Annotated in this window: 16 protein-coding genes; 5 read left to right on the top strand and 11 right to left on the bottom strand. The window is 73.7% G+C overall.

Features of this window, described 5'->3' with window-relative positions; translation table 11 throughout:
• Positions 1–95 precede the first annotated feature (95 nt).
• Both LPU61_RS02815 and LPU61_RS02810 read left to right on the top strand, forming a co-directional pair.
• Entirely contained in the window at positions 96–554 is a 459-nt protein-coding gene (locus LPU61_RS02815) for a PRC-barrel domain containing protein (RefSeq protein ID WP_229404013.1), read from the top strand.
• Positions 555–613: 59 nt separating this feature from the next.
• A complete protein-coding gene (locus LPU61_RS02810) occupies positions 614–1,354 on the top strand; it encodes a tyrosine-protein phosphatase (RefSeq protein ID WP_229404012.1) in 741 nt (246 codons plus the stop codon).
• Between the two features lie 91 nt (positions 1,355–1,445).
• On the opposite strand, the gene LPU61_RS02805 is transcribed toward LPU61_RS02810, so the two are convergent.
• Together LPU61_RS02805 and LPU61_RS02800 are read right to left on the bottom strand one after the other, a co-directional pair.
• Positions 1,446–2,540, bottom strand: a complete 1,095-nt coding sequence (locus LPU61_RS02805; protein ID WP_043962269.1) for a branched-chain amino acid aminotransferase — start codon at positions 2,538–2,540, stop codon at positions 1,446–1,448.
• A 173-nt stretch (positions 2,541–2,713) separates the two neighbouring features.
• Complete coding sequence (locus LPU61_RS02800; RefSeq protein ID WP_043962268.1) at positions 2,714–3,745, bottom strand: 3-isopropylmalate dehydrogenase; 1,032 nt, start codon at positions 3,743–3,745, stop codon at positions 2,714–2,716.
• 226 nt (positions 3,746–3,971) lie between these two features.
• Here LPU61_RS02800 and LPU61_RS02795 point away from each other — a divergent pair, with 226 nt between their 5' ends.
• Both LPU61_RS02795 and LPU61_RS02790 read left to right on the top strand, forming a co-directional pair.
• Entirely contained in the window at positions 3,972–4,847 is an 876-nt protein-coding gene (locus LPU61_RS02795) for an FAD:protein FMN transferase (RefSeq protein ID WP_229404010.1), read from the top strand.
• A gap of 408 nt (positions 4,848–5,255) precedes the next feature.
• Complete coding sequence (locus LPU61_RS02790; protein WP_199485989.1) at positions 5,256–5,612, top strand: hypothetical protein; 357 nt, start codon at positions 5,256–5,258, stop codon at positions 5,610–5,612.
• Between the two features lie 129 nt (positions 5,613–5,741).
• Here LPU61_RS02790 and serA read toward each other — a convergent pair whose 3' ends face one another.
• From serA to LPU61_RS02765, 5 genes are all read right to left on the bottom strand, one after another.
• Positions 5,742–7,340 carry a phosphoglycerate dehydrogenase gene (gene serA, locus LPU61_RS02785; protein WP_043962265.1) on the bottom strand — a complete coding sequence of 533 codons (1,599 nt, stop codon included), beginning with the start codon at positions 7,338–7,340 and terminating at the stop codon, positions 5,742–5,744.
• Positions 7,341–7,606: 266 nt separating this feature from the next.
• Positions 7,607–8,620, bottom strand: coding sequence for a ketol-acid reductoisomerase (gene ilvC / locus LPU61_RS02780; RefSeq protein WP_043962264.1), 1,014 nt, complete (start codon positions 8,618–8,620; stop codon positions 7,607–7,609).
• A gap of 69 nt (positions 8,621–8,689) precedes the next feature.
• A complete protein-coding gene (ilvN, locus tag LPU61_RS02775) occupies positions 8,690–9,205 on the bottom strand; it encodes an acetolactate synthase small subunit (RefSeq protein ID WP_043962263.1) in 516 nt (171 codons plus the stop codon).
• Between the two features lie 2 nt (positions 9,206–9,207).
• Entirely contained in the window at positions 9,208–11,088 is a 1,881-nt protein-coding gene (locus tag LPU61_RS02770; RefSeq protein WP_043962262.1) for an acetolactate synthase large subunit, read from the bottom strand.
• A 193-nt stretch (positions 11,089–11,281) separates the two neighbouring features.
• Positions 11,282–13,717, bottom strand: a complete 2,436-nt coding sequence (locus LPU61_RS02765; protein WP_374199615.1) for a putative bifunctional diguanylate cyclase/phosphodiesterase — start codon at positions 13,715–13,717, stop codon at positions 11,282–11,284.
• A gap of 129 nt (positions 13,718–13,846) precedes the next feature.
• Here LPU61_RS02765 and ilvD point away from each other — a divergent pair, with 129 nt between their 5' ends.
• Complete coding sequence (gene ilvD, locus LPU61_RS02760; protein WP_229404007.1) at positions 13,847–15,694, top strand: dihydroxy-acid dehydratase; 1,848 nt, start codon at positions 13,847–13,849, stop codon at positions 15,692–15,694.
• A gap of 195 nt (positions 15,695–15,889) precedes the next feature.
• Here ilvD and LPU61_RS02755 read toward each other — a convergent pair whose 3' ends face one another.
• The 4 genes from LPU61_RS02755 to LPU61_RS02740 are packed head-to-tail and all read right to left on the bottom strand — an operon-like array spanning position 15,890 to position 25,813.
• Complete coding sequence (locus tag LPU61_RS02755) at positions 15,890–18,016, bottom strand: DEAD/DEAH box helicase (protein WP_229404005.1); 2,127 nt, start codon at positions 18,014–18,016, stop codon at positions 15,890–15,892.
• Positions 18,013–19,314, bottom strand: a complete 1,302-nt coding sequence (gene brxD / locus LPU61_RS02750) for a BREX system ATP-binding protein BrxD (RefSeq protein ID WP_229404003.1) — start codon at positions 19,312–19,314, stop codon at positions 18,013–18,015. The genes LPU61_RS02755 and brxD overlap by 4 nt, the downstream gene beginning before the upstream one ends.
• A complete protein-coding gene (gene pglZ, locus LPU61_RS02745; protein ID WP_229404001.1) occupies positions 19,311–22,088 on the bottom strand; it encodes a BREX-2 system phosphatase PglZ in 2,778 nt (925 codons plus the stop codon). Before pglZ ends, brxD begins: the two co-directional genes overlap by 4 nt.
• The gene (locus LPU61_RS02740) at positions 22,085–25,813 is read right to left on the bottom strand and encodes a phage resistance protein (RefSeq protein ID WP_229403999.1); all 3,729 of its coding nucleotides are present in this window, start codon (positions 25,811–25,813) and stop codon (positions 22,085–22,087) included. The genes pglZ and LPU61_RS02740 overlap by 4 nt, the downstream gene beginning before the upstream one ends.
• Between the last annotated feature and the right edge of the window lie 143 nt (positions 25,814–25,956).

Below are 25,956 nucleotides of genomic sequence, written 5' to 3'. Positions count from 1 at the left end.
GCGGGTGTCCGCGTGTAGGCGGCCCGGGGGCCGGGTAGGTGGTTGTCCGGAGACGACCCTCCGAGACGACCACGACGGTCGGGGCAGGAGCACCCATGGACAGGCTCGACCCGCACGCCGCAACCGGCACGCCCGACCCGATGCGGCACGGCGACCAGGGCGCGATCGCCGGCGGCGCCCCCGCCGGGGCGTTCGACCCGTGGAGCTACCGCGACCGGCCCTCGGTCGCCGACGCCGACCTCGTCGGCTACCACGTCGAGGCCACCGACGGCGGCATCGGCAAGATCGACAGCGCGAGCCACGAGGTCGGCGGCAGCTACCTGGTGGTCGACACCGGACCCTGGATCTTCGGCAGGAAGGTCATGCTGCCCGCCGGCACGGTCAACCACGTCGACCACGACGCCCGCACCGTGTACGTCGACCGGGAGCGCGACCAGATCAAGGCCGCCCCCGAGTACGACGAGGACAGCCACAGCGATCCGGCGTTCCGCGACCGGCTCGGCGGCTACTACGACGAGAGCTACGGCAACCTGCCCCCGGGCACCGCGCGCTGAGCCACCGTCCACCGTAACGGCCGGTGGGGTTCCGGCCCACCGACCGTTACGGTGTCAGCGTGGACGCGACCGAGGACAAGCGCAGGATCCCCTTCACCGCCCTGTTCAACTTCCGCGACGTCGGCGGCTACCCGGCCGACGACGGGCGCGCGGTCCGCTGGGGGCGGCTCTACCGCTCCGACTCCCCGCACCGCATCGACGGCCCCGACCGGGAGGCGTTCGCCGCCCTCGGCGTGCGCACCGTGATCGACCTGCGCCGCCCGACCGAGGTGGCCCGGGACGGCCGGGTCCCGGAGCTGCCCGGGCTCGCCTACCGGCACATCCACCCCGAGCACGCCGACTGGGCGGAGGCCCAGTACGAGCCCGGTACGAGCCTCGCCCGATTCCTCGCCGACCGGTACGCCGACCTCGCCGGCACCGGCGCGGCCGGGCTCGCCGAGGCGGTCGGGCTGATCGCCGACAGCGCCGCCGAGCCGGTCGTCGTGCACTGCGTGGCCGGCAAGGACCGCACCGGCATCGTCTGCGCGCTGACCCTGTCGGCGCTGGGCGTGAGCGACGCCGACATCGCGGCCGACTACGCGCTGAGCACCGAGGCGTCGCAGCGGTTCAGCGCCTGGGTGGCCGCCACCATGCCGGACGCCCGGGACCTGCCGGCGCCCTATCTGGCCTCGCCCGCCGAGGCGATGACGCTGTTCCTGGCCGAGCTGCGGGAGGGGCACGGCTCGGCGGAGGGCTACCTGCGGCACGCCGGCGTCACCGACGCCCAGCTCGCCGCACTCCGCGCGCACCTGCTGGAGTGAGCCGGACCGGCCGGCCGCCCCGCCCAGCCCGGCCTGGTTAAGAAGGGCCCCTCCGCTACGCCAATCGTCAAGAAGGGGCCCTTCCTTGCACCTACAGGCGGGTCACCCAGCCGTGCTCGTCGGCGGCCCGGCCGCGCTGGATGTCGACGAGCCGCTGCTGCAACGCCGTGGTCACCGGGCCCTGCCCGCCGTCGGCGACGAGGAACTCGCCGTCGGGGTACTTGACCCGGCCGATCGGCGTGATCACCGCCGCCGTGCCGCAGGCGAACGCCTCGCGCAGCCGGCCGCTGGCCGCGTCGGCCTCCCAGTCGGCGAAGCTGACCGGCCGCTCCTCGACCCGGTGGCCGGCCTCGGCGGCCAGGGTGAGCAGCGCGTCCCGGGTGATGCCGGGCAGGATGGTGCCGGTCAGCGGCGGGGTGACGAGGGTGTCGTCGTCGTAGACGAAGAAGACGTTCATCCCGCCCAGCTCGTCGACGTAGCGGCGCTCCACCGCGTCGAGGAAGACGACCTGGTCGCAGCCGGCCTCGATCGCCTCGGCCTGGGCGGCGAGCGAGGCGGCGTAGTTGCCGCCGCACTTGGCCGCGCCGGTGCCGCCGGGGGCGGCGCGGGTGTAGTCCGGCGAGACCCAGACCGTGACCGGCTTGACCCCGCCCGAGAAGTACGACCCGGCCGGGGAGGCGATCACCACGTAGAGGTATTCGTTGGACGGCCGGACGCCGAGGAAGACCTCGCTGGCGATCATGAACGGGCGCAGGTAGAGGCTGGCCCCGTCGCCCTCGGGGATCCAGTCCCGGTCGATGTCGACGAGCCGGCGCAGCGAGTCGACGAACAGCTCCGGCGGCAGCTCCGGCATCGCCATCCGGCGGGCCGAGTCGACGAACCGGGCGGCGTTGGCCTCCGGCCGGAACATGGTGATCGACCCGTCGGCGAGCCGGTAGGCCTTCAGCCCCTCGAAGATCTCCTGTGCGTAGTGCAGCACGGCGGAGGCCGGGTCCATCGGGATCGGCCCGCGCGCCTCGACCCGGGCGTCGTACCAGCCCTTGCCCTCGGCGTACCGGATCGTGACCATGTGGTCGGTGAAGACGCGGCCGAACCCCGGGGCCGCGAGCAGGGCCGCCCGTTCGACGGCGGATACCGGCGTGGGATTCGGACGGATCTCGAAGTCGAGCATGTCACCACCGCTCATCGCGCGTGCCTCCCTGGGGAACGACGGCGCGCGGGACCGCACGCCGGAGGAAAGTGCTGCCAGAAACCTACCCCGAACGCTCGTTCAGCGGGTAGCGCCAACCGACAGGCGGTGGCTTCTGACAGGGGTGCCGGCGGTGCCGGCCGCCGGGTGCGCGACGGCTACCCGGTCGTTCAGGCCACCGCGTAGCCGGCGAGCCGGTCGCCTACCTCGGCGGTGCGCAACGGTACGCCCGCGCCACGGTTGGCCAGCTCCGTGCCGACGGCGGCGGTGACCCGGGCGGCGGCCTCGGCGTGCCCGAGCTGGTCGAGCAGCAGGGCGGCGGAGAGCACGGCGGCGACCGGGTCGGCGACGCCCTGGCCGGCGATGTCCGGCGCGGAGCCGTGCACCGGCTCGAACATCGACGGGTACGCCCCGGACGGGTTGATGCAGCCGCTGGCGGCCAGCCCGATGCCGCCGGTGACGGCGGCGGCGATGTCGGTGAGGATGTCGCCGAAGAGGTTGTCGGTGACCACCACGTCGTAGCGCTGGGGCTGGGTGACGAGGAACATCGCGGCGGCGTCGACGTGCTGGTATTCCGTGGCGACGTCGGGGTGCTCGGCGGCCACGGCCTCGAAGGCGCGGGCCCACAGCGACCCGGCGTGGGTCAGCACGTTGGTCTTGTGCACCAGGGTCACCTTGCGCCGCTCGCGGCGCGACGCCCGGGCGAACGCGTCGCGGATGACCCGCTCCACGCCGTGCCGGGTGTTCAGGCTCTCCTCGGTGGCCACCTCGGCCGGGGTGTCCCGGTGCAGGGAGCCGCCCGCCCCGGCGTAGAGCCCCTCGGTGCCCTCGCGGACCACGACCAGGTCGACCTCGCCGGGCTTGACGTTGGCCAGCGGGCCGGCCACGCCGGGCCACAGCCGCGACGGGCGCAGGTTGACGTACTGGTCGAAGGCGAAGCGGAGCTTGAGCAGCAGGCCCCGCTCCAGCACGCCCGGCGGGACGGTCGGGTCGCCGACGGCCCCGAGCAGGATCGCGTCGTGCCCGGCCAGCTCGGTCAGCACCGAGTCCGGCAGCACCTCGCCGGTGCGGTGGTAGCGGGCCGCGCCGAGGTCGTAGGCGGTGGTCTCCACCCCGGGGAGCACGGCGTCGACGACCTTGAGGGCCTGCGCGACCACCTCGGGTCCGATCCCGTCACCGGCCACCACCGCGATGCGTGCCACGTCCTCAGCTCCCTCGCCTCGTCGTCTTCGCCCAACGGTACGGCCCCGTCCCGCCTCCCGGTACGAGCCTTCCACAATTCGGGAAAGCGGAATGCACAGCAGGCTCCCAGGTGGGATTCATGGTGCGGTCAACTTCCCTGCATAGGGTCGGTGGCGAACGGGTCACGGGGGCCCGGACGGGTGGTCGCCGCGGTGCTGCGGCGCCGTCAGCGAAGGAGCGGCAGCGATGCGCATCGACGAGCAACCCCGGCAGCGCTGGGTCGACCAGCAGCCGCGCACCCGCTGGGTCGACCAGTCCGCCTTCGCCAGCCGCCGCCCCGACCTGCGGCTGGGCACCCGCAGCCACCGCCTCGACGCCGCCGGCGGCACCGCCGTCGACCGGATCGCCGTGCAGCACACCGTCCGGACCGGGACCGCCGAATACTCGCTGCTGCTCAACGCCCCGAGCTGGCTGGGCCGGCGCGGGGTCGGCGAGGCGCTGGCCGACGCCGTCGCCGAGCTGCGCGCCGTCGACCTCACCTACGGTCCGACCCGCCCCGACAGCCTGGTCTCGCGGCTGCGCCGGGGAGAGATCAGCCCCGAGTCGTACGCGCCGCTGGCCGACCTGGTCGACCGCTGCGCCGCGATGCGGGCGGCCACCGACGGCTGGTTCGACGCGTGGGCGGTGCCCGGCGGCTTCGACCCGGGCGGCCTGCTCGGCGGCTGGGCGGTGGAGCGGGCCGCGGCCCGGCTGCACGCCGCCGGCATCCACGACTACGCCGTGCTCACCGGCGCCGACCTCGTCGTACGCGGCCACGCCCCGCACGGCGGGCCGTGGCGGGTGGCGGTGCACCACCCGACCGACCCCCGACGCGCCCCGCTGGCGCTGGAGATGACGGCCGGCGCGGTGGGGACCTCCGGGGTGACCGGCCGGCGGGGACACGTGGTCGACCCGCACACCGGGGAGCCGGCCGACCAGCTCGACGCCGCCACCGTGATCGGCCCGGACCTGGCGGTGGCCGACGCCTACGCCACCGCGCTCTACGCCGCCGGCCCGGCGGGGCTGGCCTGGTTCCGCAACGGATCGGACTACCGGGCGCTGTTCGCCCACCGCCGGCGCTGAGGCCATCGGGGCCATCGAAGCCACTGCGGCGGCTGGGGCCTGAGCCCGCCGCCGCAACCGACCCGCGCCACCCGCACCGGCCGGCCTTCGCATCCCGGCCGCCGGGTGGTCGGCGATCGGCCCCCACGGTCTCGGCAACGACCGTGGGGGCCGATCAGCGACGAGTGCGCGTGGCTCGCGCAATCGAGGGGTGCGGGACCGGCCGGGCCCGAGGTCAGACCACGCCACCCGAAGACGGGCCGACGACCGAACTCAGCCAGTGACCGCACGAGTACGCTAGCGAATCGACGCAACTCGACGCAAGAGTCTCCACAGCGGACCGTCTCCGGGGGACGGTCGGAAGATTCGCGGTTGACCTGCGGTGGGGTCGCGGTGACTTCCCGGCCACAAGATGGCACGCTGTCCGCCGTGAGTTTCGATCTGAGCGTGTGGGCCCTCCCGGACGGGGCCACGCCCGCGGACGTGCGGGCAGCGGTGCAACGGTGCCGGCAGGGGCAGCACGGCGAACGTTACCCGGACCCGCGGGTCGTCGCCTTCTACCGGGCGATCACGGCCAGCTATCCCGACCGGCCGGCCGGCCCGGGTTCACCGTGGGAGGTCGTGCCGCTGCACGCGGCGAACGACCACATCGAGATGAACCTCAACCCCGCCTGCGAGGACCAGGTGCTGCTCGACATCGAGCGACTGGCCGGCGAGTACAACCTGATGCTCTTCGACTACCAGGACGGTTCGGTCTATCCGCCGCCCGCCCGCACCCGGCGCTGAACCGGCCCGTCCGCCGAACCGACCCGACCCGATCTGACGCGGTACGACACGACGCGGGGCCCGGCCGATTCGGCCGGGCCCCGCGTCGTCCCAGGTGGACCGTGCGCGACGGTCCACGGTGGACGGAGACTACTCGTCGCGCAGGTCGGCGGCGCTGGCCGAGGTCGCGCCGATCGAGTCGGCAGCCGAGGTGAGCAGGTCGGCGCCGAGGGCCTGGTCGACCGTGAGGGTCATCAGGGTCTCACCGCCGGCCTCCCGGCGGGCCACCTGCATGGCGGCGATGTTGATGCCGGCCTCGCCGAGCAGCGTGCCGACGGTGCCGACCACGCCCGGACGGTCCACGTAGCGCAGGAAGAGCAGGATGCCCTCCGCGCCGATCTCCACGTCGAAGCCGTCCACCTCGGTCAGCTTCAGCACGTCGCGGGCGCCCGCCGCGGCGACCGTGCCGGAGACGCTGACGGTGCGGCCGTCGGGCAGCGCGCCGCGGACCGTCACCAGGGTCGGGTGGTCGGTCGTCTCGGCCTGGCTGGCCAGGTTGACCTCGACGCCCCGCTCGGCGGCGAGGTGCGGCGCGTTGACGTAGGTGACCTGCTCCTCGACCACCGAGCTGAACAGCCCCTTGGTCGCGGCGAGCTTGAGCACCGACACGTCGTGGGCGACGGCCGCGCCGCGCACCTCGACGGTGACGCTGGCGGCCACCCCGCCGGCCACGGCGGTGAACGCCCGACCCAGCTTCTCGGCCAGCGGCAGCAGCGGGCGGATGTCCTCGGCGACGACGCCGCCGGCCTGGACGTTGACCGCGTCCGGCACGAACTCGCCCTGCAGGGCCAGCTTCACGCTCTTGGCCACGGCGAGGCCGGCCTTGTCCTGCGCCTCGGCGGTGGACGCGCCCAGGTGCGGGGTGGCCACCACGTTGTCGAAGGCGAACAGCGGCGAGGAGGTGCACGGCTCCTTGGCGTACACGTCGACGCCCGCGCCGCCGACGCGGCCCTCGGCGATCGCGTCGGCCAGGGCCTGCTCGTCGACCAGCCCGCCCCGGGCGGCGTTGACGATCCGCACGCCCGGCTTGACGATCGCCAGCTCCTTCTCGCCGATCAGGCCCACGGTCTCCGGGGTCTTCGGCAGGTGGATCGAGATGAAGTCGCTCTCCCGCAGCAGCTCCTCCAGCCCGACCAGGCGCACGCCGAGCTGGGCGGCGCGGGCCGGCTGGATGTAGGGGTCGTACGCGATCAGCCGGGTGCCGAAGGCGGCCATCCGGGACGCGAAGAGCACCCCGATGCGGCCGAGGCCGACGACGCCGACGGTCTTGCCCTGCACCTCGACGCCGGTGTACTTGGACCGCTTCCACTCGCCGGCCTTGAGCGCGGCGCTGGCGCTGGCGGTGTTGCGGGCCACGGCGAGCAGCAGCGCGACGGCCTGCTCGGCGGCGGAGACGATGTTGGAGGTGGGGGCGTTGACGACCATGACGCCCCGCGCGGTGGCGGCCGGCACCTCGACGTTGTCCAGGCCCACACCGGCCCGGGCGACCACCTTCAGCCGCGGGGCGGCGGCGATCGCCTCGGCGTCGATCTGCGTGGCGCTGCGCACGATCACCGCGTCGGCCTCGGAGAGCGCGGAGAGCAGGGCCGGGCGGTCGGTGCCGTCGACGTGACGGACGTCGAAGTCGTGGGCGAGCACCTCGATGGCGGCGGGGGCGAGTTCTTCGGCGATCAGTACGACAGGATTCATCGGTCCTCGTAGAGGTCGTATGGCGGTCGGCCGGGGCGACGGGGCGCCGCGCTGCGCCCTGCGCTGGTTCGTGCCATGGCCGTCAGGTGCCGGCTACGCACCTACCCGCGATCGTAGGGCGCGGGCCGCCCGGCGTGCCCCGGACGCTGGGGTGAGTGCCCTCACAAACCCGACATGTCAAGGGTGTTAAGGCTGGGTGAAATGACACGGCGACCCGCCCGACGCCGGGGAGAGCGTCGGGCGGGTCGCCGCGGTGCGGGCAGTGCTCAGGCGGTCTCGGTGATCGGCCGGTCGACCCAGCTCATCATGGACCGCAGCTTCTGGCCGGTCGCCTCGATCGGGTGCGCCGCGCCCTCGGCCCGCCACTTGGCGAAGTTGGGGCGGCCGTTGTCGTCCTCGGCGATCCACTCGCGGGCGAACTCGCCCGACTGCACCTCGGACAGGATCTTGCGCATCTCCTCCTTGACCCGGGCGTCGACGACGCGCGGGCCCCGGGACAGGTCGCCGTACTCGGCGGTGTCGGAGACGCTGTAGCGCATCCGGGCGATGCCGCCCTCGTACATCAGGTCGACGATCAGCTTCAGCTCGTGCAGGCACTCGAAGTAGGCGATCTCCGGGGCGTAGCCCGCCTCGGTGAGCACCTCGAAGCCGGTCTGCACCAGCGCCGCCGCGCCGCCGCAGAGGACCGCCTGCTCGCCGAACAGGTCGGTCTCCGTCTCCTCCTTGAAGGTGGTCTTGATCGCGCCCGCGCGGGTGCCGCCGATGCCCTTGGCGTACGCCAGGGCCAGGGCGAACGCGGTGCCGCTGGCGTCCTGCTCGACGGCGACGAGGCAGGGCACGCCCTTGCCGTCGACGTACTGGCGGCGGACCAGGTGACCCGGGCCCTTCGGGGCGACCATCGCCACGTCGACGTCGGCCGGGGGCTTGATCAGGTCGTACCGGATGTTGAAGCCGTGGCCGAAGAAGAGCGCCTTGCCCGGGGCCAGGTTCGGGGCGATCGCCTCGGTGTAGAGGCCGCGCTGCGCGGTGTCCGGGGCCAGGATCATGATCACGTCGGCCTCGGCCGCGGCCTCCGCCGGGGTGAGCACCCGCAGGCCCTGCTCCTCGGCCTTGGGCCGGCTCTTCGAGCCCGCCGGCAGGCCGATCACCACGTCGACGCCGGAGTCGCGCAGCGACAGCGCGTGGGCGTGGCCCTGGCTGCCGTACCCGATCACCGCGACCTTCTTGGCCTGGATCAGGCCGAGGTCGGCATCGTCGTCGTAGTACACCTCAACGCTCATTGACTTCCCTTTCGTACGGCGGCCCGGGTATGGCCCGTCGTGGCTTGTGCGGTCGGTAGTGGCGGGGAATCAGGCGGCCCGCAGGGCCGGGCCCGCGGTGATCGAGCGCGAGCCGCGCCCGATCGCCACCGTCCCGGACTGGACCATCTCCTTGATTCCGTACGGTTCGAGGTCGCGCAGCAGCGCGTCCAGCTTGTCGGGGGTGCCGGTGGCCTCGATCGTCAGCGTGTCGGGCGCGACGTCGACCACCCGGGCGCGGAACAGGTTGACCGTCTCCAGCACCTGGCTGCGCGCCGCGCGGTCGGCGCGGACCTTGACCAGCAGCAGCTCCCGGGCGACCGAGACCTGCGGGTCCAGCTCGACGATCTTGAGCACGTTGACCAGCTTGTTGAGCTGCTTGGTGACCTGCTCCAGCGGGGACGACTCGGCGTTGACCACGATGGTGATCCGCGAGACGTCGGGGTTCTCGGTCTCGCCGACGGCGAGGCTGTCGATGTTGAAGCCGCGCCGGGAGAACAGCCCGGAGACCCGGGCCAGGACACCCGGCTTGTTCTCCACCAGCACGGAAAGCGTGTGCATCGTCATGGTTAGATGTCGTCCTCGTCGAAGGCCGGGCGGACGCCGCGGGCGAACATGATCTCGTCGTTGCTGGTGCCGGCGGCGACCATCGGCCACACCATCGCGTCCTTGCCGACCACGAAGTCGATCACGACGGGGGCGTCGTTGATCGCCATCGCGGCCTCGATGGTCTTGTCGACGTCGGCGGCGTTCTCGCAGCGCAGGCCGACGCAGCCGAGGGCCTCGCCGAGCTTGACGAAGTCGGGGATGCGGTGCTTGTGGGTGCCCAGCTCGGTGTTGGAGTAGCGCTCGTTGTAGAACAGCGTCTGCCACTGCCGGACCATGCCGAGGTTGCCGTTGTTGATCACGGCGATCTTGACCGGGATGCCCTCCAGCGCGCAGGTGGCCAGCTCCTGGTTGGTCATCTGGAAGCAGCCGTCGCCGTCGATCGCCCAGACCACCGTGTCCGGCCGCCCGACCTTGGCCCCCATCGCGGCCGGGACCGCGTAGCCCATCGTGCCGAGGCCGCCGGAGTTGAGCCAGGTGCCCGGCTTCTCGTACGAGATGAACTGCGACGCCCACATCTGGTGCTGGCCGACGCCGGCCACGTAGACGGCGTCCGGGCCGGCGATCTTGCCCAGCCGCTCGATCACGTACTGCGGGGAGAGGGTGCCGTCGGCCGGCTCCTCGTAGCCCAGCGGGTAGCGCTCGCGCAGGTCGTCGAGCTGGGTCCACCAGTCGCCCAGGTCGGCCGGTCGCCCGGCGGCCCGCTCGGTGGTGACCGCCGCGATCAGCTCCTCGATCACGTGCTTGGCGTCGCCGACGATCGGCACGTCCGCGTGCCGGTTCTTGCCGATCTCGGCCGGGTCGATGTCGGCGTGCACGACCGTCGCGTCCGGGGCGAAGGAGTCCAGCTTGCCGGTCACCCGGTCGTCGAACCGGGCCCCCAGCGCCACGATCAGGTCGGCCTTCTGCAGGCCGTAGACGGCCGCCACGGTGCCGTGCATGCCGGGCATGCCCAGGTGCTGCCGGTGCGAGTCGGGGAACGCCCCGAGCGCCATCAGCGTGGTGACCACCGGGATGCCGGTCAGCTCCGCCAGCCGGCGCAGCCCCTCGGTGGCCCCGGCCTTGAGCACGCCGCCGCCGACGTACAGCACCGGCCGGCGGGCGCTGGTCATCAGCCGGGCCGCCTCCCGGATCTGCTTGCCGTGCGGGTGCAGGGTCGGCCGGTAGCCGGGCAGGTCCAGCGTCGGCGGCCAGGAGAAGGTGGTCTGCGCCTGCAGGACGTCCTTGGGGATGTCGACCAGCACCGGGCCGGGACGGCCCGTCGAGGCCAGGTGGAACGCCTCGGCGAGCACCCGCGGGATCTCCTCGGCCGTCTGGACCAGGAAGTTGTGCTTGGTGATCGGCAGGGTGATGCCCTGGATGTCGGCCTCCTGGAAGGCGTCCGTGCCGATCGACGGCCGCGCGACCTGGCCGGTGATCGCCACCATCGGCACCGAGTCCATGTACGCGTCGGCGATCGGGGTGACCAGGTTCGTCGCGCCCGGGCCGGAGGTGGCCATGCAGACGCCGACCCGGCCGGTGGCCTGGGCGTAACCGGTGGCGGCGTGGCCGGCGCCCTGCTCGTGCCGGACCAGGATGTGCCGCACCGTGGAGTCGTACAGCGGGTCGTACGCCGGCAGGATCGCCCCACCCGGGATGCCGAACACGACGTCGACGCCGAGCGCCTCCAGGGACCGCACGAGGGAACCGGCCCCGGAGAGCTGGACCGGCTCGGGCTGCCGTACGGCCGGGGCGGCCGGGACGGCGGCGGCGCGGCCGGTCGCCGCGGCGTCGGTCGCGGGCTCGGCGCCGGCGCGGGCCCGGCGGGCGGAGTGGGCGAGTGTCTCTGGCGTGGGTCTCGTCATTGCGGTTCAGGCCTTCGGCTGGAGTGGCTGGTGCTCTGCAGGCGTGCGACGCGGGCGGGTGCCCGCCCCGATGCGATGGGTCCGATGGCAATAAAAACGGCCCTCGTGCAGACATGCACGGGGCCAGCGCACTCTCGACGACGGAGAGTGCGCTCAGGTAAGTACTCGCGGAGACCGGTTCGACGACATGCGGTCAAGCCTGCCGCATCTCACGCGATGAGTCAACTGATCCCACATTTTGGTTAACGGATGTCGGCGCGTCCTGCCCCGACGCGCCGCCGGCACCCGCCGCGAGCTGCGCGGACCCCTCCCAGTCGGCCCGTTGCGCGGGCCCGTCCCAGTCGGCGCGCTGTGCGGGCAGGCGCGCCGGTCGCACCGGTGCCGGCGGGGCAGCCGGTGTCGACACCGGGGTCGGGGCCGGGGAGCGGCGGGCCCCGGGCGACGTCGCGGCCTCCAGCATCGCCTCCAGGTGCTCTGCGGGCACCCCCCAGCCGAAGAGCGCGCCCTGGCCGAACCGGCAGCCGGCGGCGACCACGGCGGCCAGCTCGGTGGGGTTGGTCACCCCCTCGGCGATCACCTCCAGCCCCAGCTGGTGCCCCAGGCGCATCACGATGTCCACCATCGGGGCGAAGGGCGGGCCGTCCGCGCCGGCCGGACGGACCGGCTCGTGCTCGGCCACCAGCCCGTGATCGATCTTGAGAATGTCGATCGGCAGCCGACGCAGCTGGCCGAGTGACGAATATCCCGCGCCGAAGTCGTCGAGGGCGATCCGGACGCCGGTGCGCCGCAGCGCGGTCAGCCGCCGGATCAGCTCGTCGAGGTCGGTGGCGACGGCGTGCTCGGTGACCTCCAGCACCAGCCGCTGCGGCGGCACGTGGTGGGCGCGCAGCGCGTCGGCGACCTGCACCACGTACTCCGGGGCGTGCAGTTCCCGGGGCGAGACGTTCACCGACACCCAGACGTCGTGCCCGTCGGCCAGCCAGCGGGAGAGCTGGTAACACGCCTGGTGCAGCACCCACGCGCCGAGCTTGGCGATCATCCCGCACTCCTCGGCCAGCGGGATGAACTCGTCCGGGCGCACGTGGCCCAGCTCCGGGTGGTGCCAGCGCAGCAGCGCCTCCGCCCCCACCGGGCGCACCGAGGGCAGCGACGCCACCGGCTGGAAGACCAGCCGCAGCTCGTCGCGTTCGATCGCCCCGCGCAGCTCGTGCTCCAGCGTCGTGCGGCGGCGCAGCAGCTTGTCGTACGCGCCGTCGTAGTGCTCGATCCGGTTCTTGCCGCGCTGCTTGGCATAGCGCAGGGCCAGGTCGGCGTGGCGCAGCAGCAGCTCCGTGTCCGGCTCGTCGGGCAGCCCGGCCACCCCGATGCTCACCGACAGGAAGACCGGCCCGCCCGGCTGGTCGTACGGGTCGCCGAGCACCCCGAGCAGCCGCTCGGCGATCCGCCCCGCGTCGGCCGGGCGGCCCGGCACGAGCACCGCGAACTCGTCCCCGCCGAGCCGGGCGGCCAGGTCGTCGGGGCGCAGGTTGCCGCGCAGCCGCCGGCCCACCTCCGCCAGCACCTCGTCGCCCACGTCGTGCCCGCGCATGTCGTTGACGTTCTTGAAGCCGTCGAGGTCCAGCCCGAGCAGCACGCACGGGTCACCGGAGCCGGTGGCCTGGTGCAGGGCGCGCAGCAGCCCCCGCCGGTTGGCCAGGCCGGTCAGCGGGTCGGTGTGCGCCAGCTCGCGGAAGTGCGCCTCCCGCTCGGCCAGCCGGCCCGCGTAGCGGCGCACGTCGTGCAGGGCCAGGTATTGCCGGGCCACCAGGGCGAAGCCCTCCAGGCTGCCGGCGACGATGCCCAGCGCGTCGAACCGGCCGCCCTGGAGCAGGTGGTACATCGCGGAGGCGGCCATCGCGCCCATCGGGACGAAGGCGTACGCGCCGTCGGAGCCGATCAGGTCGACGTCGAGCTGCCCCGGCGGGTCGGCCCGGCGCACGACCAGCGCGGCGGTCAACAGCCCCGCCGCGAGCAGCGCGGCGCCGGCAAGCACCATGCCCGGCACGGCCTGGCAGAGCCCGCCGGCGATGCCGAGCCCGCCGGAGGTCACCGCCGTGATCCCGGTGCCGAGCAGGGCCAACCGGCGGCGGGGCCGGGCGGCGCGCAGGAGCACGATCAGGGTGAGCCCGGCGGTGAGCGCGACGCTGACGGTGGCCAGCAGGATCGGCGCGCAGGCCATCGGGGTGGCGGTGCCGAGCAGCCGGGTCGGCTCGGAGAAGAGCACCCAGCCCACGAACCAGAGCGCGGTGGCCATGGTCACGCTGTCGAGGACCAGGCGGGCCGTCGCCGCGCGGGTCACCCCCGCGCCGGGCAGCCGCAGCAGGCCCGCGCCGAAAGCGAGCGCGCTCGCCGCGACCCCGGCGGAGACCAGGGTGGCCCAGCCGGTGCGCTGCCCCTGCCGGTGGGCCAGGTGTTCGCCGGTCAGCGCCACGGCCAGCCCGACCGCGAGGCCGGCCACCGCGAAGCCCCCCGCCACGGCGACCAGCCCGGCGGCCCGCCCGCACTGGCGGCCGCCCCGCCGGGCGGAGGCGACCAACAGGGCGGTCGCGCCGGCGGCGACGAGCCCGCTCAGCACCACGACGGCGATCATGCCCGGGGGGAAGTGCACGCTCCCAACTGTGCCGGATGCCCGCTGTCCGTGGGGGGCCGGGTGTGCATCTGTTGGGACACGGGGCCGCGCCCCGGCGGCGGCCCGTCCGGCGGTGCAAGACTGGTACCCATGCCTGAGCTGCGGTCGAGGACCTCCACCCACGGTCGGACGATGGCCGGCGCCCGGGCCCTCTGGCGGGCCACCGGGATGACCGACGACGACTTCGGCAAGCCGATCGTCGCCATCGCCAACAGTTTCACCCAGTTCGTCCCCGGCCACGTACACCTCAAGGACCTCGGCGGCCTCGTCGCCGACGCGGTCGCGGAGGCCGGCGGGGTCGGCCGCGAGTTCAACACCATCGCCGTGGACGACGGCATCGCCATGGGCCACGGCGGCATGCTCTACTCGCTGCCCAGCCGCGAGCTGATCGCCGACGCCGTCGAGTACATGGTCAACGCGCACTGCGCCGACGCGCTGGTCTGCATCTCCAACTGCGACAAGATCACCCCGGGCATGCTGCTGGCCGCGCTGCGGCTCGACATCCCCACCGTCTTCGTCTCCGGCGGCCCGATGGAGGCCGGCAAGACGGTGGCGATCGAGGGCATCGTCCACTCCAAGATCGACCTGATCGACGCCATGATCGCCTCGTCCAACGAGGCGGTCACCGACGACCAGCTCGGCGAGATCGAGCGGTCCGCCTGCCCGACGTGCGGCTCCTGCTCCGGCATGTTCACCGCCAACTCGATGAACTGCCTCACCGAGGCCATCGGCCTGGCCCTGCCCGGCAACGGCTCGACGCTGGCCACCCACGCCGCCCGCCGGTCGCTGTTCGTCGAGGCCGGGCGCACCGTCGTGGAGATCGCCAAGCGGTGGTACGACGGCGACGACGCCTCCGTGCTGCCCCGGCAGATCGCCAGCCGGGCCGCGTTCGAGAACGCCATCGCCCTCGACGTGGCCATGGGCGGGTCCACCAACACGATCCTGCATTTGCTCGCCGCCGCGAGAGAGGCCGAGCTGGACTTCTCCGTCGCCGACATCGACGCCGTCTCCCGCCGGGTGCCCTGCCTGGCCAAGGTCGCGCCGAACTCCCCGAACTACCACATGGAGGACGTGCACCGCGCCGGCGGCATCCCCGCCATCCTCGGCGAGCTGGACCGCGCCGGGCTGCTGCACCGCGACGTGCACGCCGTGCACTCCCCCTCGCTCGCGCAGTGGCTCGCCGACTGGGACGTCCGCGGCGGCTCCGCCACCCCGGAGGCGATCGAGCTGTTCCACGCCGCCCCCGGCGGGGTGCGCACCACCGAGCCGTTCTCCACCACCAACCGCTGGTCGACGCTGGACACCGACGCGGCCGGTGGCTGCGTGCGGGACCGCGAGCACGCGTACAGCGCCGACGGTGGGCTGGCCATCCTGCACGGCAACCTCGCCCCGGACGGGTGCGTGGTGAAGACCGCCGGCGTGCCCGAGGAGTGCCTGACCTTCCGCGGCCCGGCCAAGGTCTACGAGTCGCAGGACGACGCCGTCACGGCGATCCTGGCCAAGGAGATCGTCGCCGGCGACGTGGTGGTGATCCGCTACGAGGGCCCGAAGGGCGGCCCCGGCATGCAGGAGATGCTCTACCCCACCTCGTTCCTCAAGGGGCGAGGGCTGGGCCGCTCCTGCGCGCTGCTCACCGACGGCCGGTTCTCCGGCGGCACCTCGGGGCTGTCCATCGGGCACGTCTCCCCCGAGGCGGCCTCCGGCGGCCTGATCGCCCTGGTCGAGCCCGGCGACGAGATCGTCATCGACATCCCGGGCCGGTCCATCGAGCTGAACGTGCCCGCGGACGTGCTGGAGGCGCGGCGGATCGCGCAGGAGAAGCGCGCCAAGCCGTACACGCCGGCCGACCGGCAGCGCCCGGTGTCGGCGGCGCTGCGCGCGTACGCGTCGATGGCCACGTCGGCCAGCGACGGCGCGTACCGCCGCGTTCCTGAGTGAGGTGAAAGGAGGGGCCCTTGTTGACGCCTGGCGTCTAGCGGGGCCCCTTCTCACCGCCCTGCGGCCGGTCCCCGGGCAGGCCCGGGTGCCTGGGCCCGCCGCGACTACCGGACCTTGGACAGTTGCTGCAAGTGACGAACAGCAACTGTCCAAGGTCGGCCAGAGCCGTGCGAAGGAATGGGAGACAGGCCGGGATCAGTCGGGCAGAGCGACGAAGCGGACCGGTTCCGCCAGGACCGCCGCCGCCCCGGGTAGATCGGCGAGGCGCGCGGCGAGGGTCGCGCGGGCCAGGCGTTCCGGCAGCGCGACGCCGAACTTCAGCCCGGCGAGGGCCCGTGCGTTGACCTCGGGCAGGCAGATCCGCTGCCCCGCGTCGGCCACCAGCGAGCGCCACTGCGACCGGTCCAGGTCCGCGCGGAGCCGGATCATGTAGTCGTCATACCGCTGCATCGGGTCGACGACCTCGCTGAGCGTCGCGGCCAGGGTCGCGTTCGCCCGCAGCCCGGCCCACGTCCACCAGGTCAGGTCGCCGTTCTCGGCCCGGACGACGAGGCTGCCGCCCGGGTGCACCACTGCCGAGCGGTCGGCGCGTTCGGCTGCCAGCCGGTCCGTTGCCCTCCCGGTCAGCCGTACGGGCGGATCGTCGCCCAGCAGGACGCCCCGCATCGCCCGGGTCAGCGGGTGGCTCCAGCCCACCCAGCCCAGGGACGTCCACCGCGCCCGGCCGCCGTCGTCGACCGGTTCCACGAAGCAGCGCCGCCGACGCCAGTCGATGTACGTGACCCGCCAGCTGCGCCCGCCGAGCAGCAGCCGCCGGTCGCCTCGTACCTCCTCGGTGAGCAGGCTCGGGTCGACCCGGCCGAGTTCCTGGCGGCCGTGCAGCACGGTGAACTCCGGCGGGCCGGTGAACACAGCGGTCATGTCCATGAAGTGCCGCCGGCCGAACCGCCGTTCCGCCTCCGGCCCGATGAACAGCAGCCCACCGTCGCTGTCGAGGTAGCCGTGGTCGACAAGGTGCCGGACGATCGGCTCGGCCCCCGGCCCGAAGGGCGGCAGGCCGTTCCACGCCTGCGTCCAGAGGCGGTCGCCGACCCGGTGTTCCTGCAGGCAGAGCGCGAGCACCTGCTGGGCGACGATGTGCCGGGGGTCGGGCGGCGGGACGACCGGCTCCACCCAGCCGCGTCCCCAGAGCGACAGCAGCGCCGCCGCCCGGACCAGTTCCTGCCCCGTACGGCAGAGGAACAGGCAGTTGCGGGCGCTGCCCGGGCGGCGGCCGGTGCGGCCCAGCCGCTGCAGGAACGACGCCACCGTGGCGGGCGCGTCGATCTGCACCACCCGGTCCAGGTCGCCCACGTCGATGCCCAGCTCCAGGGTGCTGGTGGAGACGATGACGCAGTCCCTGGCCTCGGCGAACGCCTGCTCGGAGCGGCGTCGCTCGTCGGCGGAGAGCGAGGCGTGCGACAGGAAAGTGCTCACCCCCCGTTCCCGCAGCAGTTGGCCGAGTTCCTCGACGGTCTGTCGGGACTCGCAGAAGACCAGCCGCTTCTCCCCCGCGTGCAGGGCGGCGATCACCTTCGCGGCGTTGAACAGCGACCCGACGTAGTCGAGTTCGACGTCACCGGCCGGCGGGCCGGTGACGTCGGAGGGGCCGATAGCGGCGGGCACGTCGGGGGCGACGACCCGCCCCGGCCTCCTGTCCGTCGCCGCCCCTCTCAGCCAGGTCAGCAGTTCCTCCGGGTTGCCGACGGTGGCCGAGAGCCCGACCCGTTGCAGTGGTCGCCCGGCCACCCGGGCCAGCCGCTCCAGCACCGCGAGCAGGTGCCAACCGCGGTCGTCCCCCGCGAAGGCGTGCACCTCGTCGACCACCACCGCCCGCAGCCCGGCGAGGAAGCCACGGTGGTCGACGTTGACGCTCACCAGCATCGCCTCGAGGGATTCGGGGGTGGTGAGCAGGATGTCGGGGCGCTGCCACAGCACGGCCCGCCGCGCGGCGGTGTGCACGTCGCCGTGCCACAGGGCCGCCGTGCGCCCCAACCAGGCGGCGTACCGCTCGATGCGGGGGTGCAGGTTGTTGAGCAGGGCCTTGAGCGGGCACAGATAGAGCACCGAGGTGCCGGTCCAGCCGTCCCGCGCCATTCGGGACAGCAGCGGGAACATGGCCGCCTCGGTCTTCCCGCCCGCCGTCGGAGCGAGCAGCAGCGCGTCGTCGCCGTCGAGCAGCGGCCCGATCGCGTCCCGTTGCAGCGGGCGCAGCTCGGGCCAGCCGAGGCTGTTGACGACGTGGTGCAGCAGCACCGGGTCGAGCGCCGCCTCGTCGCTCACAGGGTCAGGTCGACGTCGTCGGCCGACGCGGCGTTGCGCTCGACCTCCGTCAGCTCGTCGGAGCGCAGCGTCAGCGCGTAGTGCTCCCGGGGGTGCCAGTCGACGAACTGGTCCACGCGGTCGAAGACGTCGGCAACCAGCTTCTTGAGGTAGACGCGGGGGGCGACCCCGACCTGGCCGCCCAGCCGGCCGGCGACGGCGCGGGCGAGTTCCCCGAGGTAGGCGTCGTCGACGACCTCGCTCACCCGGGCGCTGCCGTAGATGTCGCGCACCCGCATGCCGAGCTGGACCAGGGCGGCCTCGGTGAAGCCGGGAAGGCGGAGCTGGGTGGCGCGCGGGTTGTCCCAGCGCGGCTCCGGCCCGAAGCCGGTGGCGAGGCGCTGCGCCAGCGGCGCGAGCCGTTGCACGCCCTGCTGGCCGTCGAAGAACGCCGGGGTGCCGGTGATCAGCAGGAACAGGCCGGGGAAGCGCCCGGCGTAGATGTCGTCGACGAGCTGCCGCAGCGCGTTGAGGGCCTTGTCGCGGGCGTCCGACCGTACCCGTTGCAGGGTCTCCACCTCGTCGAGGACCAGGAGCAGGCCCGGGTGGCCGCTGTCCCGCAGCACCGTCAGCAGGCCCTGCAGGAAGCTGAGCGCCCCGAAGTGGTCGAGGTCGCCCTTCACCCCGGCGGCACGTCGTGACGTGGCCGCGACGTGCGGTTGGCCGCCGAGCCAGGCGGCCAGCCCGCCGGCGGTCACGTGGTCGCCCGAGGCGATGGCGGCCCGGTAGCCGCGCAGCGCCGCCGCGAAGCCGGGGGTGCTGCGGGAGATGTCCGCGAGCCGGCGCTCCAGCAGCTCCCCGACCGCCCGGTCGAGGCCGTCCGCGTCGGCCTCGGCGACCGCGCCGGCGGCCAGCACGTCCTCCTCAAGAGCGAAGATCCAACCGTCGAGTACGGGTCGCAGCGCGCTCGGCGCGAACTGCTCGGTGGTCAGTTGCTCGACCAGCCGGCGGTAGACCGTCTCCATTCGGTGCAGCGGCGTCTCCAGCTCGGAGACCTGCACCTCCGCCACTGCGAAGCCGCGGCGTTTCGCCCGCTCGCCGAGCCATCGGGTGAAGAAGGTCTTGCCCGCGCCGTACTCGCCCCGCACGGCCTTGAACACGCTGCCGCCGCCGGCCACCCGGTCCAGGTCCTCGTCCAGGGCCGTGGCGAAGCGGTCGAGTCCGACGGCGAGGGCGTCCAGGCCGTTGGCGGGCACGGCTCCCCGGCGGAGCGCGTCGACGATGTCCTTGCGCCGCCGGGCACTCACCTCGACCGTCACGGGACCTCCAGCCCGAACTGCTCGACCATGAGGGCGATGTCGAGCTTGGCCGTCCGCCCGTCCGGGTCGAGGCTGAGCACCGGATACCCCTCGACCTGCAGCAGCCGGCGCAGGGCGGTGAACGTGCCGGAGACCCGGTGCACGGGTACGCCGGCCCGGGTGGCCAGGGTCTCCAGGGTGGCCCGCCCGTTGCCGGCGACGAGGGTGGTGACCATGGCGGCGACCCGCTCGTCGGGCAGGGGTGCGCGAGTACCCCGGCGGTCGGCGTACACGGGGCTGGCCAGCAGGGCGTCGACGAGGGCCGTCGCGGGGTCGACCGGGGCCGGCGCGGCGGCCTCGACCACGGGGGTCGGCGCGGGCAGGTCGAACAGGCCCTCGTCCTGCACCGGCGGCCGGGCGGGCCGGCGGCCGGTACGCCTGCCGTCGGGCGGGGCCGCCTCGGCCGGGGTCGCGTCGGCAGCCGCCGGCCGAAGCGGTTCCCGCCACCATTCCGGGCTGGACACGGGCGCTCCCGTCCACCCGGGCACGGCGGCTTCGTCGTGGGCGGCGAAGAGCAGCAGCGGGATGACGGCCTCGGCGGGGGCTGCGCCACCGTGGTACCCGGCCTTGCGCGGGCCGTACCGCAGTTCCTCCCGCCAGGGCAGGATGATCGCCCCGCCGCCGAGCGCCACCCGGCTGCCCTTGAAGAGCAACTCGCCGTCACCGGGCTCGCCCGTTGCCGGTCGCCACCGGTTCTCGCTGGAGTCGGCGGGCCGCAGGACCGCCTCGGTCCCCCGGTCGACGACGTGCCCGTGGTCGGAGACCAGCACCACAACCCGGTCCTGGGCGACCGCGAGGAGGTCCCGCAGCCCGTTGACCGTGTCCGTGCTCCACTCGGTGGTGCCGGGGTCGCTGCGGTCCAGCGCGTCGTCGATGGTGTTGATGACGGCGGCCACCAGCGGCACGGACGGCTCGCCGATGGCGGCGGCCACCTCGGGGTCGACGGCGAGGCCGGCCGGGGTCCGCAGGTCGGCCTTGTGCAGCAGGACGCTGCCGGGGAACTGTGTGGTGAACGCCCGCAGCTCGGCACCCCGGTCGCCGACGGCGAGCCGCCCGCTGAACAGGCTGCACCGGTTGACCTGGGTTATCGTCGGCAGGGCGGCGAGCACGCCGGTGCGCGGGCCGCCGTCGGGGGTCAGCTCGGTCCAGGCGCCGCTGCGGCCGAGGGATTCGGCGATCTCGATCGCCGCAGCGGCGCCCATGCCGTCGAGGACGAGCATCAGGACCCGCCGCCCGTTGTCCAGGACAGGGCGGACCACCCGGTCCAGGACGTCCTCGACCCGCAGCAGGGCGCCCGGTTCGCGTTCGGCGGCGGTCATGTCCTGCAGCAGCTCGGCGAACTCGCGGTCGTGCCGGGCACGGCGGGCGTCGACGGCGGCGTGCAGCAGCCGGTACGCCTGCGCGACCTGCTGGTCGACGTCGCCGGCGAACACGTCGAGCCGGGCCCGGTCGACCCACCCGTCGTCGCGGACCTGCCGGTGCACCGCGTCGAGCATCGTGGCGGGGACGGCCCTTTCGGGCAGGGCCAGCCAGCGCAGCAGCCGCACGGCCATCCGGGCGGTCTCGACGCGGGACCGATCGGCCGATCGGTGTGCCTCGACGTCGGCGAGCCGGTCCTGCGCCCGCTCGATCAGCTCACCGGCGAGCCCGGCCGCCCCGACACCCGGGCTGGCGAGGCGCGCCGCGTCCCCGGTGCCGGACGCCGCCCCGGGGACGGCCAGCCGCACCGCGGCCCCGAACGCCCGCATCCGCTGGGTGAACCCGGCCGGCAGCAGGGCCGAGGCGGCGAGCCGACCGGCGACGTCCACCTCCTGGGCGATCACCTCCGCGCGGCGCAGCATCCGGCGCGCGTCGTGGCGGGCGGCGGGCTCGCCGTCGAGGGCCCGGTAGATCCACGCCTCGGCTGCCTCCCCGAAGGCGACGGCCTGCGCCTCGGTCAGCCGGTTCCCGCCGAAGCGCGGTTCGAGCCGGGTCCGGGCGATCACCAGCTCCACGTCGGCTCCCTGGCCGGCGCCCCGGGGCCAGAGCACCTCGGCGAGCAGCCCGAGCGGGATGGCGTCCACGCCGTGCCCGGCCCGCGCGGCGGCGAGGACCGGCGAGGCGACCGGCCCGGCGACCTCGGCGAGGAATGCGGCGATCCCCTCGGCCCAGTCGGTAGGCAGGTCGCCGTAGCGCAGTTGGGCGGGGGCGTCGGTGCTCCACTGGAGGAGCCCGGCACCGTCCAGCTCGTCGGGGTCGAGGCAGAGGACGGCCCCGGCGAGGTGCCGCAGCGCGTGGTCGCGGGTGAGGATGAGGCCGGTGGGCGGGGCCCAGCCCTGTGCCGGGGCGAGGTCGGTGAGGGCGTCGGCGACCCAGCGGCCGGTGCGTACGAGGGTGGAGTCGAGTCGCACCTGGCCGCCGAACACCTGGGTGACCAGGTCCCAGGGGTCGACGCTGCGGCCCTTCTGCATGCTGACGTGGGCCAGCAGGCCGTCGCCCAGCTCCATGTCGGTGAGGTCGGTCAGCAGGACGAGCTTCTCGTGCGCGGCCCGGTCGGCCAGCGCGGCGCGCGCCGCGATCGGCGTCGGGCAGGGCACGACGCGCACCGGAGTCCCGCCGACGGTGAGGATCGGCTCGTGGGTCCACTCGGGACGGGCGTGCAGGACGATGGCGACGGTGTCGTCGCGTTCGGCGAGCCACGACTCGACCTTGCGCCGCACGGCGGCCGGACGGACGGCGGCCCGGGTGAGGCTCACGGCCGGCGCTCCGGCTCCTCGGCGTGCCAGGTGACGGTGACCCGACGACCGGCGGTGACCTCGACGCGCAGCTCCCCGACGAGCCGGTCCAGCTCCTCGGCGTCGCCGATGGTCGCCCGGCGGGCGGCGGGCGGCGGGGTGACCGGGTCGACGACCGGCGGTTCCGGGTCCGCCACGGGCGGCAGCGGGTCGACGACCGGCGGCAGCGGGGGGACGATGGGCGGCTTCGGCTCGGCCTCGGCCAGCAGGGCGGCGGCGGCTCCCACCGCCTCCCGCAGCGCCTTGGCCAGGTCGGAGCCGTGCTGCTCGGCGCGGGCGGCGGCGTGCAACTGCTCGATGATGACGCGCGCCCGGTCGTCGGTGGCCGTCCGTCGCCGCACCGCGCCGATCAGCGGCCACTGCGCGGCGTCCAGCGCCGAGGCGAGCCGCTGGGCCTGCCTGTAGACGCTGCTCGCGGCCTGGCCGTCCAGGCCGCCGAGGCGTGCCTCGCCCTCGGCGGCCAGGCCGACGGCGACGACGTCGTCCCGTTCGTCCCTGAGCTGGGCGAGCAGGTCGGCGACCCGCCGCGCGGTGGCGAGCCGACCGGTCTGGGCAGCCGGGTCGAGGCCGAGGAGTTCGGCGTGTTCCTCAAGTTTCGTCACGAGTTCCCGGGCGAGCGCGGCGTACGTCGTCGCGACGCGCCGCAGTTCGCTGGCGAGGGGGGCGAGGTTGGCCGGGTTGCGGAACCGGGGCAGCACCACCCCGAAGAAGGGCTCCCCGAACCGCACGGCCGCCTTCCACGCCTCGTCGGACGGCAGGTCGGGCTGGCGCAGTTCGAAGCGGTCCTCCACGCCGTTGACGGCGGCGACGGTGATCCGGCCGCCATGTTCGTACCAGCTGAGCTGCTGTTCGAACGCGAACACCGCGATGATCAGGTTCTGCAGGTCCCGGTCGAAGCCGCGCCGCTTCGGCACGTCGAGCCACTCCCGCAGCCTGTGCACGGGGAAGTGGTCGCGGTAGTCCTCCTTGGCCGCCTCCTGCAGCAGGTGCCGGCTCCACCAGCAGGTGCTCATCGTGAGCACGTACCGGTGGTCGACCAGCTCGCCGAGCTGCAGCGGGTTGCAGATGCGGCGGAGCACCTTCTGGTCGGCGGGCGAGTCGACCGAGACGCCGTGGGTGGGGTCGGCGGCCGCCCGCTTGGCGTACTCCAAGACCCTGGTCAGGTCGCCGCGGGTGAGGGGCTTCTCGTCCACCGGCAGGGCCGGGGTGCCCGGGTACGACCATTCCAGCAGCTCGGCGGTGAGGTTGCGGAACGCGTCGGCGAGGGTGCCGCCCCGGGGGTCGCCGATGCGCAACCCCTCGGCGAGGGTGTGCAGCACCCCGACGGTGTCGTCGTGCACGTCTGAGGGCTGCGGGTTGGCGGCCCCGTACGCCTGCTTGAGCGCGGTGATCAGGCCGTCGCGGAGCTGGGTCTGCCGTTGCAGCAGGTAGACGCGGCCCTGCTGCCGGTCGGCCTTGGGCCAGTCGGCGGCGAGGGTGTTGAGGCGCTCCCCCGCGCCACCGACCCCGAGCAGATAGTTGATCTTCGCAAGCTGGGCGACCCGGCCCATCATGTCGTCGGTGAGATACAGCGGCAGCCAGAACACGGTGTTGGAGCCCCGGGGCAGCTCCTCGATACGGGCCCGGTCGGCGCTGCGCGGGTAGTCCTGCGGGTCGAACGGGTAGTCGATGACGATCCGCCAGGACTCGCCGGGGGCGAGCAGGGCGGCGACGGGCATGGTGTCGGGGTCGCGTACGTTGCCGAACTTGACCTGCACGACGTGCCGCCGCCCCCGCCAGTCGCGGGGCTGCTGCAGCTCGCCGTGGCTGCCCTCGCTGCCGGCGAGGCCCATCTCGGCGCTGATCAGCTCGCGGAGAAGCTGCTGCCGCACCCCGGCCGAGGTCTCGTTGTGGGGCACCAGGTCGAGCAGCTTGTCGAAGTCGACGGTGTGCAGCTTCAGCGACACCACCGGGTCGTGGTCGTCGGTCAGGTGCAGCTCGCCCGCGTCCTGCTCGATCTTGCGCAGCCGGTTGAGCACCATGGTGTTCTCGTAGCCGGGGATCGGGGAGGCGATGGAGCCGAAGTTCAGCGCGTGCAGCTTCGCGGCGGTCAGGTTGTGCAGGGCCGGCACCTCGGGCACCAGCGCGCCGAGCAGGATCGTCTTGACCAGCTTGTCGTCGAGTTGGAACTGGGTGTGCGTGGCGGCCCGGTCCTCGTCGATGCCGTTGAGGGTGAGCAGGATCGGGCGCAGCTTGCGCAGGTAGAGCGTGCGGGCGGCGTCGAACTGCTGACGCAGCTTCGGCCGGTCGGGCAGCTCGCCGTGCAGCACCAGCGGGTCGAACAGGGCGGCGACCCCGATCAGGTCGTTGACGCGCAGGCTCTCCCGCCGGTCGACCAGCAGCTCGGTCATCACCTTTAGGGCGGTCCGCTCGCGCTGCAGCGCCTGGGACAGCGCGACGAGGGTCGCCACGAGGGCCGGCGAGAAGGGGTAGAGCTGGCGGAAGGCGGTGGCGTCGGAGCCGATGCCGGCGTCGCCGTACTGCGCGCCGAGCAGCAGGGTGTCCCACACCTCGCGGTTGTGCCGCACGGCGGCGAAGGCGTTGTCGATGGTCGCCCTGGCCGCGTCGTCGTTGGGCTTGAGCAGCCGCTTCTCGGTGATCTCGGGCAGGTTGGTGTCGGCGAGCACGATCTCCCCGAACCGCCCCTGCAGGCTGCGCATGACCTGCGCGAGGGCCTCCCGCTCGGTGCCGCCGACCTGCGGGCCTAGGAAGTCCTCCAGGTTGCGCTGCCGGGCCACGAAGGACACCAGCGGCAGCGGCCGGGCGGCGTCGGCGGACTCGACCAGCTTGTTGAGCTTGGCGCCCTCGGTGTTGACGAAGGTGTAGTCGGCGAGCCGGCCGGAGAGCCAGAGGATCAACTCGTCGAGGAAGAGCACGATCGAGTCGTACCCGAGGGTCTTCGCGTGCCGGGTGATGACGGCGAGTCCCGTGTCGAGGTCGAGGTATTCCGCGCTGTGCACCGCGCCGCTGAAGAACGCCTGGGTGAGCGCGCTGACCAGCGCGTCCCGGTCCTTCGTGCCGGGCGGCTGCGCGGCGGCCTCGGCGTACCGCTGGGGGGTCCAGCCCTCTCTGCCGGCCCGCAGCGCGGCCAGGCCGCCGCCCGCGCCCGGCGCGGCGGCACCGCCGCGCAGCGCCGCGAAGAACGTGTCGTCGCCCATCGCCTGACGCAGGCCGGCCGCGTCGGTCAGCAGCGCGTCCGACCGGTGTACGGCGGGCACGGGCGCATCCGGGTGGGCGGCGGTGACGTGGCGCAGGTAGCCCTCCAGGATCGCCTGTTCCACGGAGCGCGCGTCGAGCATGTGCAGGGTGAGGGTGAGGAATCTGCGGCCGGGCAGCCACGGATCGGCGGCGACGACGGGGCCCGCCAGCCCCGGGATGCCCCGGGCCCTCGGGTTGTGGCCGAGGATCTCGCGCAGCACGGCCATGAAGTGCGACTTGCCGGAGCCGAACGAGCCGTGCAGGAACATCGCCTGCGAGCGGCCGGTGGTGATGGCGTGGCCGATCCGCTTCAGCGCCTCGGTGAAGTTGTCCCGGAGCTGGTCGGTGACGACGTAGTGGTCCAGGTCCGCGCCCTCGGCCGCCTTGACCACGAAGTCACCCTCACCGACGGACATCGGGATGTCGATCAGGTCGCGCAGCAGCGTCACCGGTGTGCCTCCAAAGCCTCCCCAGGGTGCCCGACACGCTACCCATTGATGCGTTTGCCGGTAACCGGGCCGGTTGGCGGCTATCTGGGCCGTTCACCCGGAACGTCCACCCCAAGGGACCGGCCACTGTGGCCGAAACGACC

Origin of the sequence: Micromonospora sp. NBRC 110038 (assembly GCF_020884815.1) — a bacterium.
In the GTDB taxonomy this organism is placed as follows: Bacteria; Actinomycetota; Actinomycetes; order Mycobacteriales; family Micromonosporaceae; genus Micromonospora; species Micromonospora haikouensis.
Note: the sequence above shows the minus strand (reverse complement) of the source record. Positions and strands in the feature narration are given on the sequence as shown.

What these genes read in the sequence shown, in the direction of transcription:
- LPU61_RS02805 (WP_043962269.1), bottom strand. Translation starts at nt 2,540, where the DNA reads ATGAGCGGTGGTGACATGCTCGACTTCGAGATCCGTCCGAATCCCACG.
- LPU61_RS02795 (WP_229404010.1), top strand. Translation starts at nt 3,972, where the DNA reads ATGCGCATCGACGAGCAACCCCGGCAGCGCTGGGTCGACCAGCAGCCG.
- ilvN (WP_043962263.1), bottom strand. Translation starts at nt 9,205, where the DNA reads ATGACGATGCACACGCTTTCCGTGCTGGTGGAGAACAAGCCGGGTGTC.
- ilvC (WP_043962264.1), bottom strand. Translation starts at nt 8,620, where the DNA reads ATGAGCGTTGAGGTGTACTACGACGACGATGCCGACCTCGGCCTGATC.
- LPU61_RS02765 (WP_374199615.1), bottom strand. Translation starts at nt 13,717, where the DNA reads ATGATCGCCGTCGTGGTGCTGAGCGGGCTCGTCGCCGCCGGCGCGACC.
- ilvD (WP_229404007.1), top strand. Translation starts at nt 13,847, where the DNA reads ATGCCTGAGCTGCGGTCGAGGACCTCCACCCACGGTCGGACGATGGCC.
- LPU61_RS02815 (WP_229404013.1), top strand. Translation starts at nt 96, where the DNA reads ATGGACAGGCTCGACCCGCACGCCGCAACCGGCACGCCCGACCCGATG.
- serA (WP_043962265.1), bottom strand. Translation starts at nt 7,340, where the DNA reads ATGAATCCTGTCGTACTGATCGCCGAAGAACTCGCCCCCGCCGCCATC.
- LPU61_RS02770 (WP_043962262.1), bottom strand. Translation starts at nt 11,088, where the DNA reads ATGACGAGACCCACGCCAGAGACACTCGCCCACTCCGCCCGCCGGGCC.